This is a genomic window from Cycloclasticus pugetii PS-1 (genome assembly GCF_000384415.1).
Lineage (GTDB): Bacteria > Pseudomonadota > Gammaproteobacteria > Methylococcales > Cycloclasticaceae > Cycloclasticus > Cycloclasticus pugetii.
On sequence record NZ_ARVU01000001.1, the window covers coordinates 840284 to 854482 of the forward strand.

At 41.2% G+C, this 14199-nt stretch carries 9 protein-coding genes; 6 read left to right on the forward strand and 3 right to left on the reverse strand.

Annotated features, from left to right (window positions below):
- Positions 1-16 precede the first annotated feature (16 nt).
- Positions 17-1738 (forward strand): bifunctional protein-serine/threonine kinase/phosphatase, encoded by a 1722-nt coding sequence (locus CYCPU_RS0104105; protein WP_020162004.1) that lies wholly within the window; start codon positions 17-19, stop codon positions 1736-1738.
- Positions 1739-1763: 25 nt separating this feature from the next.
- On the opposite strand, the gene CYCPU_RS0104110 is transcribed toward CYCPU_RS0104105, so the two are convergent.
- From CYCPU_RS0104110 to CYCPU_RS0104120, 3 genes are all read right to left on the reverse strand, one after another.
- Complete coding sequence (locus tag CYCPU_RS0104110; protein ID WP_020162005.1) at positions 1764-2438, reverse strand: NnrU family protein; 675 nt, start codon at positions 2436-2438, stop codon at positions 1764-1766.
- A gap of 224 nt (positions 2439-2662) precedes the next feature.
- A complete protein-coding gene (locus CYCPU_RS0104115; RefSeq protein ID WP_020162006.1) occupies positions 2663-4366 on the reverse strand; it encodes a bifunctional protein-serine/threonine kinase/phosphatase in 1704 nt (567 codons plus the stop codon).
- A gap of 18 nt (positions 4367-4384) precedes the next feature.
- Positions 4385-5851 (reverse strand): NarK family nitrate/nitrite MFS transporter, encoded by a 1467-nt coding sequence (locus tag CYCPU_RS0104120; protein ID WP_020162007.1) that lies wholly within the window; start codon positions 5849-5851, stop codon positions 4385-4387.
- Positions 5852-6155: 304 nt separating this feature from the next.
- Here CYCPU_RS0104120 and nirB point away from each other — a divergent pair, with 304 nt between their 5' ends.
- From nirB to CYCPU_RS0104145, 5 genes are read left to right on the forward strand one after another with little or no spacing between them, the layout of a single operon-like run.
- Entirely contained in the window at positions 6156-8690 is a 2535-nt protein-coding gene (gene nirB, locus CYCPU_RS0104125; RefSeq protein WP_016389573.1) for a nitrite reductase large subunit NirB, read from the forward strand.
- An 8-nt stretch (positions 8691-8698) separates the two neighbouring features.
- Positions 8699-9058, forward strand: a complete 360-nt coding sequence (gene nirD / locus CYCPU_RS0104130; protein ID WP_020162008.1) for a nitrite reductase small subunit NirD — start codon at positions 8699-8701, stop codon at positions 9056-9058.
- Between the two features lie 13 nt (positions 9059-9071).
- Entirely contained in the window at positions 9072-9986 is a 915-nt protein-coding gene (locus CYCPU_RS0104135) for a PhzF family protein (protein WP_020162009.1), read from the forward strand.
- Positions 9987-10003: 17 nt separating this feature from the next.
- Positions 10004-12205, forward strand: coding sequence for a molybdopterin oxidoreductase family protein (locus CYCPU_RS0104140; RefSeq protein WP_015005624.1), 2202 nt, complete (start codon positions 10004-10006; stop codon positions 12203-12205).
- A 5-nt stretch (positions 12206-12210) separates the two neighbouring features.
- On the forward strand, positions 12211-14100 hold the full coding sequence (locus CYCPU_RS0104145; protein WP_016389571.1) for a DmsC/YnfH family molybdoenzyme membrane anchor subunit: 1890 nt from the start codon (positions 12211-12213) through the stop codon (positions 14098-14100).
- Positions 14101-14199 lie beyond the last annotated feature (99 nt).

A 14199-nucleotide genomic window follows, 5' to 3' on the forward strand; every position in this document is an offset into this window, starting at 1 on the left:
CTGGCCTTTATTTAAAATGACAAATCGATTAAACATATCCGTAGGTCAATATTCAGATAAAGGTAAAAAGGATATAAACCAAGACTTTCATGGTGTTTATATTCCTGATGAGCCGATGCTAACATCTAAGGGCATAGCGGTTGTTTTATCCGATGGTATCAGTAGTAGTGATGTAAGCCATATTGCCAGTGAATCATCGGTGAGTGGTTTTATCTCGGATTATTATTGCACCTCCGAGACTTGGTCTGTTAAACAATCAGCTGAACGGGTGCTAAGGGCTACCAACTCTTGGCTATACGCCCAAAGCCAACAAAGTACACACCGGTTTAATAAAGATCGTGGTTATGTGTGCACGTGCAGTGCCATGGTTATTAAGTCAAGAACAGCACACATTTTTCATGTTGGAGACAGCCGAGTATATCGCCTGAATGATCAGTCGTTAGAACAGCTTACCAACGATCATAGATTATGGGTAGCAGAGGGTAAAAGTTACCTTAGCCGAGCAATGGGGGTTAAGCAACAACTCGATATTGATTATCAAAGCATGGCTGTGGCAGAAGGTGATATATTCTTTTTGGCAACAGACGGGGTGTATGAGTTTGTTAATGATGCGTTTATCGTTAATACAATAAATGAGCACGCCGATCAATTAGATGAGGCGGCAAAGCTTATTGTTAATACAGCATATGAACAAGGTAGCGATGATAATTTAACGGCGCAAATTATTCGTATTGATGCACTACCAGATCATGAGACAAGTGAGCTTTACCAACACATTACTGAGCTTCCATTTGCCCCGTTATTAGATGCTCGCATGACAATGGATGGGTATAGAATTATTCGCGCTATTCATCAAAGTAGTCGTAGTCACGTTTATTTAGCGCTTGATGACGACACTGGAGAGCAGGTTGTTATTAAAACGCCCTCCGTTGATCTAAGAGATGATTCTGCTTATCTAGAGCGTTTTACAATGGAAGAGTGGATTGCCAGACGTATCAATAATGCACATGTGCTGAAACCCTGTAAACAGAGTCGCAAACGAAACTACTTGTATCTAACAATGGAGTTTATTGAAGGGCAGACTTTAAAACAATGGATGATAGATAATCCTACGCCTGATTTAGAAACAGTACGCGGCATTATTGAGCAGGTTGCTAAAGGCTTACGGGCTTTTCACCGATTGGAGATGCTGCATCAAGATTTAAGACCAGACAACATCATGATCGATTCAACAGGGACGGTGAAGATTATTGATTTTGGTTCGACACGGGTGGCTGGCATCATGGACATATCAAGTTCAAGGCAGCAAGACGACATACTCGGCACTGCTCAGTATACTGCCCCAGAATATTTCCTTGGACAAAGCGGTACAAGCCGTTCAGACCTATTCTCTTTAGGTGTTATTACGTATCAGATGTTAACAGGTCGATTACCTTATGGCGTGGATGTGGCGAGGTGTAAAAGCAAGTCGGCGCAAAATAAATTGAATTATAAAACGGTGCTCGATGATGAAAGAGAGATTCCAGTATGGTTTGACGATGTGTTAAAAAAGGCAGTGCATCCTGATCCTTATAAGCGATATGGGGAGCTATCAGAGTTTATTTTTGACCTGCGACAACCAAATAAAGAGTTTATAAATAAAACTCGTCCACCTTTGATGGAGCGTGACCCTGTGCTTTTTTGGAAGAGCACCACGTTAATGTTAACGATCTTGGTTTTATATTTACTTAGCCAATAACGGGTTTTATGTTTATTGGTATAGGCTAAATCAAAGGGGAGCCTCCGAACCATGTTTGATGAAAGTACATAACGGCAAAGAATATGGCGGTACCTGCTAGTGCTGCCCAGATATTAAGTTCGCTCAAAACAAGTTTATTACGTTTGTTTAAAATAGCTACAAAAGGAATATAGGATGTTTGTTCGGTAAATTTAACCCAAGACTCACCATACCGGGCCTTGTATTTACGGTCTAAATTCATAGGCGCAATAAGCCCTTCAAATGCAATCGTTCCAAACAGAAGGTGGGAGGCCCAATCGCCGTTGACAATAAAATGAGCGAAGCCCCATAATCCTAACCCAATAAGTCCTGCATGCCGTGTGATGCGTACCATGCCACGGGTTGTGACTTGGTCGGGTGGAACAAGCCCCATTAAGGTTGGGTTTTTATCAAAAACACTCATTGGTAATAACAAAAAGGCAAAGAAGGTGAGCCCAATGCTGACTGGTTTTAAGGCTTCAGCTGTTCCCCAAGTGGCAATATAAGGAGCGCTTTGATAGGCGAACCCCATCCAAGCTAAAGCAATAAATATACTCAGCGAGAATAAGACCTTAAAGACGGTTTCGCCAAGAATGTTAACAATGTGAGCACGCAAGGGGCTGCCAGAAATAATCCAGTGCATGCCAAGAAAAAAAAGACAAGCCGCGGTTAGTGAGTTCATGGGTTGTTCCTCCAACTAGTTATTAGCGCCCTTTTTAGCTATGGGGCTGTTATTCGAACTAGCATAAAGCATACTTAAAATTTTGCGAAGCGTCGTGTATTTATGTAATTGTTAATTCAAAAAGCTAGTTTTTTTGGCATGAGAGGATGTAGATCAAGAAAACGCTAGTGATATAGGGTCGCTAAGATGATAGCGCAAAGCGTTATCGTTATGAATACATGGATTTACTTTATGAGCAAAAGGGCTGCATTGGAGAATAAGCTTAATAGCGCGACTGCCTTCCAGAAGGCGAGAGGGTTTCGTTCAACTAAGGGTGTGTGAACGGCAGTGGTGAATAATTTATTTGGGTGTGAGAGGTCGTGAATAAATTCTGATATTTCCTCGTATCGATTTGAAGGTTTTTTGTTGACGATTTTTCTGATTGCACCATCAATCCAAAGTGGAATGTCCGTATCGATTTCTAATATTGGAATATAGTGCAATTTACTAAGTGCTTTTTCACCGTATTTTTCCCCAAAAGGGAGTTTTCCTGTCAGCATTTCGTAGGTAATAACGCCTAAAGAGAAAGCGTCTGAACGGTAGCTAGCGGGCTGACCTAATAGGTATTCTGGTGCTGTGTAGTGTTGAGTTCCCAATAAATTTAAACGTTGAATGGGAGATGCTATTTCTTCTACACCGGCAACTTTTGTAGAGCCGAAGTCTATTATTTTAACGGTGCCTTGGGTATCGATAATGATGTTTTCTGGTTTGAGGTCTTGGTGAATCATTTCCTTTTTATGAAAAGCTCTGAGGCCTCGAGCAATTTGCCTAACGATGCCTCTAACATCGTGCAAGCTGGGTTGGGGGTTGTCACTCATCCAATGCCTGAGTGTTTGTCCTTCGATGTATTCGGTGACGTAATAAAGAAAGCGACGTGTCTTTGTTTGTTCAATAATTTTTAGAACATGATTGTTATCAATTCGGCGGCCAATCCACTCTTCTTGCACAAACATATCTAAAAATGTAGGGTCATCTACATAATTAACAGACGGTGTTTTAATAACAACTTGCTGTTGTGTTTGAATATCTGTTGCCAGATACACTTGTGTACGATTACTGGCATGTAGTTCTCGCTCAATTCGGTAACCATCTAAGGTCATGCCGGCACTTAAGTCAGGAGGAAAAGGTAGCTCAGTTAATTTACGGTATATTTCCTGTTCATTAACGTGTGGTCGTTGATTAAACCTGACAATTTGGCAGGTGACATTGTCATGGCTGCCATTTTTCATTGCAAGATCAGTAATGTTTCGAGCAGCACGGTCAAAATTGTCGGTATTATTATTTACTTGTGCCAGCATGATGTTGTCACTGACAAACTCATGAACACCATCCGTGGTGAATAAAAAAGTATCGCCTTCTTCCAATAGAAAATGGCTGTAGTCAATTTCTAAATGTAGATCAATGCCTATTGCACGAGTGAGGTAATTTTTTTCTTTGGATACCCAGAAACGATGATCGTCCGTGAGTAGCTCCAATTGCTTATCGCGTATTCGGTAAATACGTGTATCGCCAATATGGAATAAATGCACGGTGGAAGATTTAACAACCAAGGCGCTCATAGTAGTGGCTAAGCCTTTTTGGTTAGCACCACCTTGCTGTGCCATCCCCAACATCCAACGGTTAGTAGCGGTTAAAACCTTTTGAACAGAGGTTTTAACCGTCCAGGTGTCAGGTGTGCAGTAATAATCACCCAATAAGCTTTTTACACAAGATTCACTGGCAAGTTTACCTGCATCACAGCCACTAACACCATCAGCTATAACCGCAGCCACCCCTTTTTGCTCTAAAACAGGTGATTCAGGCAGTAAAACACCATAACTGTCTTCATTGTCCGTTTTAAGGCCTTTATCGGATGATTGACCAAGGTCTATAATCGATTCTGATTGCATGTTAGTGGTGTTGATGGGTTATGTCACATCGATAAGTTCTACTGTACCATCTTCAAGCACCTCGGCTGTTTGTCCTTTAGGCTCTTCTAAGAAAATAAACATAAATAATAAAACGGTGGCGGCTGTTCCACCAATCACCATAAAGAAGACTTGCGGAGAAACAAAAGAAAGAACAGTTAGAAATATAAGGCCACCTACATTGCCGTAAGCGCCCACCATACCAGCGACTTGGCCAGTCATACGACGTTGAATTAGAGGCACCATGGCATACACTGCACCAGACCCGCCTTTAGAAAATAGCCCACATAAAATAGTACATGCCACAACTAACGGTACAGCCCATGTTTCACTAACTTGACCGAGTAATAAAAAGGTAACGCTAATACCTGAAAACAAAATAACAAGCGATTTTTTGCGGCCAATTTTATCACTCATCATACCGCCGCCAGGTCGAGCTATTAAGTTCATCACAGGGTAAATGGCGGCTAGTAGCCCAGCTGTTACAGGCGATAAGCCAAACATATCGATATAGAATAATGGCAACATAGAGACTAGGGCTAATTCAGAACCAAATGTCACCATATAAGCAAGATCTAAAATGGCAACTTGTTTAAATTGATAGCGAAATAAATCAGGCACTTCTTTGCTGAAAATATCTTTGTTAACTTTAATAATATGCATCGCTTGATACAGGTAGACAATGGCAATGGATGCATAGGTGATAATGACTACTTGCTCATTTAACCAGCCCATACCCTTTGGAGAGAGTTTCCATGTGAGCAATGCGAGTGCACCATAAATGGGCATGCTCATTATTAAGTAAAGCGCCAAATCAAGCTTACTGGTGACTTCCATTCCACCTACTTTTTTAGGTTTGAAATAGGTTGAACCTTTTGGTGTATCTGTGACACTTAAATAATAAAAAATACCATAGAAAAAAGCGATCACTGCGGTAGCTGTTAATGCATAACGCCAGCCATCCTCACCGCCTATCCATAAAGCTAAAGCGGGTAAAGCCATGGCGGAACCTGCCGAGCCAAAATTACCCCAGCCACCATAGATACCTTGTGCGATACCAGTTTGTCTAGCGGGGAACCACTCGCCGATCATACGGATACCAACAACGAAACCTGCGCCAACAAAACCCAGTAAAAAACGAGCTAAGGCAAGTTGTTCAAAAGTTTGTGCCCAAGCAAAAAATAAACATAAAAAACTAGAGAATATTAGTATGCCTGAGAACATGCGGCGAGGGCCAAAGCTATCCACCATCATGCCTACAATAATGCGTGCAGGGATCGTTAATGCAACGTTCAGGATGAGTAAAACAGACACTTCTTGAGCTGTTAAGTTAAAGACATCTCTGATAACAGACATTAATGGGGCATGGTTAAACCACACCATAAAGCTGATAAAAAAGGCAAACCAAGTTGTATGTAAAATACGAATATTGCCTTTGAACGATAATAAATTTAGTTTTTGCGACATTGCAATGTGTCTCCTTCAATAGATTGTGAGGGTAAGAGCAAAAGCTATGCCAGCTAAGTATTTACTTACTCTTAATGGTCGTTGTAGTTATTTGTTTGGGGTAATGTGCTTTTTTGCACCAAGTTAATGCGATTGGGGTTTTTATTGCACAGCACTAAAGCAAAAAACTGTTTTGACTGTCTTTTTTTATATGTTTTTAAAAATTTTCTGCTTAAAAATCAATTGTTAGAGAGGTGGTGGTTGATGTTGGCATGTTGCGTGCTATGGAGGTGTGACTATAAAGAATTTTGGATATACATAAAGCATGAGTAATAAAAAACAATTAGTTGTAATTGGTAACGGTATGGTTGGGCATAAATTCCTACAGTCCATGGTAAACAGCGATGAAATGCAAAACTACGATATAACAACGTTTTGTGAAGAAACGAGGTTTGCTTATGACCGTGTTCAACTATCGTCATACTTTAATGGTAAAACTGAAGAGGATCTGTCACTTGTTGAGCCGGATTTCTTTGAAAAAAATAATATTACCGTTCATATCGGTGATCGTGCAGCCCACATTGATCGTGACAAAAAAATCGTTACCTCCGATAAGGGTCAACGTATTTCATACGATAAAATTGTTCTAGCGACAGGGTCCTTTCCCTTCGTTCCACCTATCCCAGGCCATGAAAGGGAAAATTGTTTTGTCTACAGAACTATTGATGACTTAATTGATATTGCGAAAGCAGGTAAAGAATCTAAGGTAGGCGTTGTTATTGGTGGTGGTTTGTTGGGTCTTGAGGCCGCAAAAGCGTTAAAAGACTTGGGGTTGAAAACACACGTTGTTGAGTTTGCGCCACGGTTGATGGCCGTACAAATTGATGATGGCGCTGGCGCAGTGTTACGTAAGAAAATTGAAGAGTTAGGTGTTAGCGTACATACCCAAAAGAATACACAAGGCATTGTTGATGGTGAGCAGTGTCTGCATCGGATGAACTTTGCTGACGGCTCACATATTGAAACCGATGTTATTTTATTTTCAGCCGGTATTAGACCGCGTGATGATATTGCTCGTGATTGTGGTCTGACACTTGGTGAGCGAGGCGGTATTGTTATTGATGATCATTGTCAAACGTCAGATAAAGACATTTATGCGATAGGCGAGTGTGCTTTATGGGATGGCAAAATATTTGGTTTGGTGGCACCGGGTTATCAAATGGCCCAAGTTGTAGCAGACCGGTTATCACTCAAGGAGAATAGTTTTACCGGTGCAGATATGAGCACGAAATTAAAACTGATGGGTGTGGATGTAGCGAGTATTGGTGATGCGCATGCAACCACTGAAAAGGCGAAGATTTACACTTATGTCAATGGTGCAGATGACGTTTATAAAAAGATCGTCGTCAGTGAAGATAATAAACGCTTATTAGGTGCGGTGTTAATTGGCGATACGGTTGATTACGGTAATTTGTTACAACTTAAACTGAACGATATTGCTTTGCCAGAGTATCCGGATGCATTAATTTTGCCACAACGAGATGGCTCAGGCGCAACAGGTTTAGGTGTTGAAGCTTTACCGGATGCTGCGCAAATATGTTCTTGTTTTGATGTATCCAAAGGTGCGCTTTGCCAAGCCATCTCAGATGGCGCTACAACGATGGCAAGCCTTAAAGAGTGTACCAGTGCAACAACAGGCTGCGGTGGTTGTACGGCACTTGTTGGTCAAGTACTGAATAAAGAGTTAGAAAAACTGGGGATGGATGTTAATACAGATTTGTGTGAACATTTTGCGTATACCCGCCAAGACCTTTATCACTTGGTTCGTGTCGGCAAGATTAAAACGTTCGATGAAATGATCGAAAAACATGGTAAGGGGTATGGCTGTGATATTTGTAAGCCAACGCTAGCGTCTATTTTTGCTTCTTGCTGGAATGATTATGTATTAGAAACTCCACATACTGGCCTGCAAGACACGAATGACCGTTATCTTGCCAATATTCAGAAAAATGGCACTTATTCAATCGTACCTCGGATTCCAGGTGGTGAAATTACACCTGACAAGCTGATTACTCTGGGTGAGGTTGGCAAAAAATATAATTTGTATACGAAAATTACCGGTGGGCAGCGTGTTGATTTATTTGGTGCGCACCAAGAAGACCTACCTGTTATTTGGAAAGAATTAATTGATGCGGGCTTTGAAACAGGTCACGCCTACGGTAAATCTTTACGAACAGTTAAATCCTGCGTCGGTAGTACGTGGTGCCGATATGGCGTTGCCGATAGTGTGACAACGGCGATTGATTTAGAGAATCGTTACAAGGGTTTGCGCACACCACACAAAATAAAGTTTGCTGTTTCGGGTTGTACTCGTGAGTGTGCAGAAGCGCAAAGCAAAGATGTTGGCGTGATCGCCACAGAAAATGGTTGGAACTTGTACTTGTGCGGCAACGGCGGTATGAAGCCGAGACATGCCGACTTGTTTGCAACAGGCTTAGATTACGAAACAATGATTCAATATATTGATCGCTTCCTTATGTTTTATGTAAAAACAGCAGATCGATTACAACGTACATCTACATGGATGATGAACCTAGAAGGCGGCATTGATTATTTGCGTGAAGTGGTCATTGAAGACTCATTAGGGCTTGCTGAAACGTTTGAAACAGAAATGCAAAATGTTATTGATACGTATCAATGTGAGTGGAAGACAACAGTTGAAAACGAAGAAAAATCAAAAACCTTTAAAGCGTTTGTAAATTCTGACAAAGGCGATAGCCAAATTGTATTTGTTTCAGAAAGGGATCAAATACGGCCTGCGCGAAAAGAGGAAATACCAGCACAACTTGAAGAAGTTTAAACAAACGGATGAATACACGAATGGTTAATGAATTAAAAAGTAGTGAAGTGGATGTCTGTGCGTTAACAGATCTAAATGAAAATGCAGGTACAGCTGCTTTGATAGATGAGAGACAAATAGCTTTGTTTTATGTGAAAAAGACCGAACAAGTTTATGCGCTTAGTAATTACGACCCTTTTAGCGAGGTGAACGTTTTATCCAGAGGGATAATTGGCAGTATAGGTGATGAACTTGTGGTGGCATCGCCGATTTATAAACAGCACTTTAATCTAGAAACAGGGCAATGCTTAGAAGACGAGAGTGTTTGTATTAATGCATACCCAGTAAAAATAATAAATGGCCGAGTTGTCGTCGGTACAAACAGTTAATGAAGGCTAAATAATGAAAGTAACTTATTACACTCTCGATGTTTTTACCGATACGCTTTTTCAAGGGGCACAGGTTGCTGTTTTCCCAGATGCAGAGGATCTGCCAGAAGAGCAGCTTGGTCGTATAGCACGTGAAATAAATTTATCTGAAACGGCATTCGTTTATAAAGCAGATGAGGGCCGTAGTACCTTTAAAGCTCGAATTTTTTCGCCGGATGGCGAGAAGGATTTTGCAGGACATCCTATTTTAGCGATTGCCAATGTTTTAGTGGAAACTGGAAAAGTTAGCTTGGAAGGCGACTATACAAGCATTATGGTAAAGCAAAATAGCCAAGATGTTACCGCAAATATTTCTAAGGATGCGAATGGTAAGCGGTATGTGCAATTTACATTAAGTAGTATGCCTGTTGTTGACCGATTTACACCCACGGATCAAGAGTTAGCAAAACTATTATCGATTGATGAGAAAGATATAGACCATTCAAGCTATTACACACGCCTTGTGTCGAGTGGCTTACCTTATTTAATTGTGCCACTGAAATCACAGGCGGATGTACGTAAAGCATGTTTTGATGTGAAGGCTTGGGGTGAGTCGTCAGCACCCGCTATGGCAGCACAAGAAATTTTAATTTTTAGTGCAAAAACGGACCTAGACGATTGTAATTTCCACGGGCGTTTAATGGGTCCAAATATCAGCGATCGTGAGGACCCACCTCTTGGTTCGGTCTTGCCTACCTTTGCTGGCTACCTAGCTTCTCATGAGCATATACGGCTGGGTACTTATAGTTTTGCAATTGATCGTGGCACAGCAGAAACTCGCCGAAGTTTGTTACATGTAGAAATGGATAAACGAGAAGGCCGCCCAATAACTTTAAGGGTGGGTGGCGATTCATTGTTGGTCAGTAAAAGCGAACTGTTGCTAGGTTAAACGAGGGAGATAATAAGATGCTATTTGGTCGGAATAAAAAAAATCCCATCGCGATCGCGGATAAAAAAATTGAAAAATGGACCTATGCTACTTGTGGCTATTGTTCAACTGGTTGTGCAATTGAAGTAGGCACGGACAAAGATGGTGTGCCAGTAGGAAGTCGAGGAGTGGCTGATGCAGATGTTAATCGAGGCAAGTTATGTGTAAAAGGCCTTTTTGAACACGAATTGTTTGAGTCAGCAGGTCGCGGTGACGTACCGCTGATGCGCTCAAATATTCATGATGAATACCAAGAAGCGAGCTGGGACGAAAGCTTTGAAAAAATGGCCTCTGAAATTAAACGCATACAAGATACCTATGGGCCAGACTCATTTGCCATTGTATCAACGGGGCAAATTTTAACCGAAGGTTTTTATACCTTGGGCAAGTTGGCCCGCGGTGTGATTGGAACCAATAACTACGATGGCAATACCACACTGTGTATGGCCTCGGCAGTATCAGGCTATAAGCGCTCTTTTGGTTCAGATGGCCCTCCAGGTTGTTATGAAGATTTTGAACATACCGATTGCCTGATTGCTTGGGGGTCCAATTTACCAGAACAACACCCTATTATTTATTGGCGTTTTAAAGAAGCGCAGGAAAAACGAAAATTTCCTTTAATTGTTATTGATCCAAGAGTCACCATGCTGGCGCAAAATGCAGATATGCATTTGGCAATTACGCCCGGTACAGACGTCGTGTTAATGAATTCATTAATGCATGTCATTCTGGCTGAAGGATTGGAAGATCAAGACTATATAAAAGCGAATACTACTGGCTTTGACGAATTAGCAGCAGAAGTTAAAAACTATGACCCGATAACGGCATCTAAAATATGCGGTATTGATGAAGATACGATTCGTAATGTTGCTCGTTTGTACGCAAAAGCTGGCGCCGCAATGAATATTTGGACGATGGGTATTAATCAAAGCACGCATGGCTCAGATGGAGTGGTGGGGCTTAATAACCTTAGCTTGCTGACTGGCAACATTGGTAAAAAAGGTGGGACCAGCTTGTCTATTACTGGACAGTGTAATGCGATGGGAACACGAGAGTGGTCATCGTGTTCTGGTCTACCTGGCTATCGTTTATTAGAGAATGAACAAGACCGAATTGATATTGGAAAATACTGGGGCGTAGATCCAGAGTTTTTCCCAAAGAAACGGGGGCTTGCACAAACAGATATATTTCCTGCCATTGAAACCGGCGCAATTAAAGGGCTGTGGTTGGTGGGTACAAACCCAATGACATCAATGCCTAATACGGCGCGTATTCGTAAAACATTAGAAAAGCTTGAATGTTGTGTAGTGCAGGATTCTTACCTTGATGTGGAAACAACGCAATATGCACATATTTTTCTACCAGCGGCTATTTGGGCTGAAAAGGAAGGCGTGTTTACGAATACAGAAAGAAGGGTCAATATTATTCGTAAAGTAAAAGAACCCTATGGTCAGTCAAAAACAGATTTACATATTTTTAACGGCCTAGCAAAACAGTTTGAACAGGGTAGAAAGATGAACTTCCCTGATAATTTTCATGAAGTGTTTGATGAAATGCGCGAACTATCCAAAGGACGGCTGGTTGATATATCGGGTATGACTCATGATTTGATTGAGCAGAATAAGGGCATTCAGTGGCCTTATACGCAAGAGCAGGTGGATAAGGGTGAAAAGCCGCTTAAAGGTGGAAAACGCTTGTATACCGAACCAGCTACTTTTCGCCATCCCGGTGGTCGGGCTAAACTGATTCCGCTACCGTTTATCGATAATAATGAAAAACCAGACGAGCAATACCCGTTTTGGTTGAATTCAGGCCGGTTAGTTGAGCACTTTCACTCACGTACTAGAACTGGAAAAGTCGGTAATAACAATAAATACAGTCCAACGCCATTTATGGAAATGAACCCTGATACAGCAGCTGAACAGGGGATAGAGCATCAGTCCTATGTGCGTGTTATTTCACGTCGTGGTGATGCTGTTGTTATGGTTATGTTGACACAACGAGTACCTAGGACGATGGTGTTTATTCCCTTTCACTTTTTTGATTGCGTTAACCGACTTACATTAGGACTATTAGACCCACATTCACGGCAACCTGCCTTTAAACAATGCGCAGTACGAATAGAGCATGTAAATCAGGAAGTTGCTGCACGATTAAATTTAGAAGCAAGAACATTTTAAGTCCCATGATTGAAACACGTAGTGATGAACAAAAATATGCTTTTTTAAGGACAGAAGAAAGCCGAGAAAAAAACCGATATGGAGACAATATTGAGCTCGCCGAGGAGGGTAATGCGTTAAGGGAGGTGAGCCTTAATATAAATGGTGATACAGGTATTAGCGAAAACCCAGATCGATATAAACAGCATGGGTTTTATTTAAATGCAGATAACTGTATCGGTTGTCATGCCTGTGAAGCGGCATGCAGTGAAAAAAATGATAACCCTGCTCATATCTCATTCCGTTCGGTTGGTTATGTCGAAGGCGGAACGTACCCAGATTATCAGCGCCTTAATATTTCGATGGCCTGTAACCATTGTGATGACCCTGTTTGCTTAAAAGGTTGCCCAACAAGAGCTTACACAAAGTTTGCTGAATATGGTGCGGTGTTACAAGACCCAGATATTTGTTTCGGCTGTGGTTACTGTACATGGGTTTGCCCTTATAACGCCCCTCAACTTGACCCTGTTAAAGGTGAGGTTAGTAAATGTAATATGTGCGTTGATCGATTAGAGGTGGGGTTAAAACCGTCATGTGTATCAGCCTGTTTAGGTAATGCGTTGGATTTTGGAGTCATTGAGAATGTGCCAGAAAATAGGGAACAGGCTCAAGCTGAAATACCGGGTTTTCCAACAGCAGATATTACGCATCCGAATATTCGTTTTCAGCAAACGCGACAAAATAAGCGTGAAATGACGCGTACCGACTCGATGCCGCTTAAATATCATAAAGATGAAGAGGTTGGAAAGTATAAACCGGTAGTAGATGAAAAGCATGGAGTCAAAAAGCAATGGAATTGGAAAGCTTTGCTGATGACGCATGAAAGTTCTCATGTCATTTTTACATTATCAACACAAGCCATCCTTGGCGCGTTTTTAATCATTGTGCTTGGTAGCTTTACGGGTGTTGAAGCGATAGTAGCGATTCAGTCGTCTGCTGCGTATCTGCCGTTATTAGTATTGATGAATGTATTGCTGATGTTTGGCTTCTATAAACTCAATATGCATTTGGGCAAACCACATCGTTTTTACCGTGGTTTTTATAATTTACGCCATTCACCGGTAAGCCGTGAAATTGCTGGGGTTAGTTTGTTTTTTAGCAGCTTGCTTGGGTTTAGTGTTTTTAGTTATTTTGAGATTAAGCCATTGATTGGACTGTTTGCCATTATGGGCGTACTCAGTGGTCCAGTAGGTCTGTTTTATATGTATAAGCTATATAGAATTAAGGCACGCCCATTTTGGGATCACTGGCAAACAGCGAGTTCTTTTGTTGGAACATGTTTGAGTCTTGGGTCATTAACGATTGTTTTCGTTGCGTTAATAGCAGATGCTCTCAATACTACACAATATATTAGTTTGGTAGTTTTACTATTGCTGGGTTTGCTGCTTGAAGCCATAGGGCACGTCGCGCATGCCGCTGATCTTAAAAATAGTGAGGGAGAAGGTAGTGCTTCATGGTACTTACAAACAACCCGTTTTGCATGGCCTTATATTATTAGTAATGTATTGTTAGGCTCCTCAATTATTGTGTCTTGCTTATTGCTTGATTCTCCATCATCAACGCTGGGTTGGTTGATATTAGGGCTGTCATTACTTAGTACAGCTGTGATTAGGCGTTCTTTATTCTTTGCATTGGTTATTCCTACCACAATGCCGGGTGCATTCTTTTGGAAAAACAAAGCTTTTGAAGAACATGCAAAAGAAACTGGTTTAGCAAATATGCCTCAAGTGGGTGTGCGTTATGAGGAGCATAGAACCTTTAAAGTAGGTGAATTGATAGATACTATTAAAACCACAACCGCAAAAGAAGCGATTGACCAATTGAAAGAAATATTTTATTGGAAAAAGGTTAAATAGAAGCTCGGCTTGAAACTCACGTGACCTTGTTATTTAACAAGGTGTAACTGTTTAGAAAATCCTAATGTGCCTTAAATTTATCAATTTGTTAATACTTGT